Genomic DNA, 698 nt, shown 5'->3' on the forward strand with positions numbered 1-698 from the left:
CTTTTTTGTTGCCCGGATTTCTCGCGCGAGAACCAGAAAAGAAAAAGCCCGCCGGAAGGGCCGGCGGGCGCGACAGGAGGAAGCTGTTTTCTTCTAAATCAGGCGGCGAGAACCGCCTTCGGCTCGACCATTTCGTAGCCGAGCGCTTCGGCGACGGCGCGGTTGGTGATCTTGCCCTTGTGGACATTGAGGCCGTTGCGCAGGTGGTGGTCGTCGACCAGCGCCTTCAGGCCCTTGTCGGCAAGCTGCAGGCCGTGGTGCAGCGTCGCGTTGTTGAGCGCATGCGCGGAGGTGACCGGCACGGCGCCCGGCATGTTGGCGACGCAATAGTGGATCACGCCGTCGACCTCGTAGGTCGGCTCGGCATGCGTCGTGGCATGCGAGGTCTCGAAGCAGCCGCCCTGGTCGATGGCGACGTCGACGAGCACCGAGCCCTTCTTCATGCCGGAGAGCATTTCGCGGGTGACGAGCTTGGGTGCGGCGGCGCCCGGGATCAGCACCGCGCCGACGACGATGTCGGCCGAGAAGCACTCTTCTTCAAGCGCCTCGACGGTCGAGTAACGCGTATGGACGCGGCCGCCAAAAATGTCGTCGAGTTGGCGCAGGCGCGGGATCGAGCGGTCGATTATGGTGACGTCAGCGCCAAGGCCGGCAGCCATCTTCGCCGCATGCAGGCCGACGACGCCGCCGCCCAGCAC

1 protein-coding gene is annotated in these 698 nt (G+C 65.3%); it reads right to left on the minus strand.

What is annotated here, in order from left to right; all coding sequences use genetic code 11:
* Window positions 1-98 precede the first annotated feature (98 nt).
* On the minus strand, window positions 99-698 hold a 600-nt coding region (locus tag EOA38_RS38190; protein ID WP_189435256.1), incomplete at its 5' end, for an NAD-binding protein.

This window comes from Mesorhizobium sp. M1E.F.Ca.ET.041.01.1.1, assembly GCF_003997355.1.
Taxonomy (GTDB): Bacteria; Pseudomonadota; Alphaproteobacteria; order Rhizobiales; family Rhizobiaceae; genus Mesorhizobium.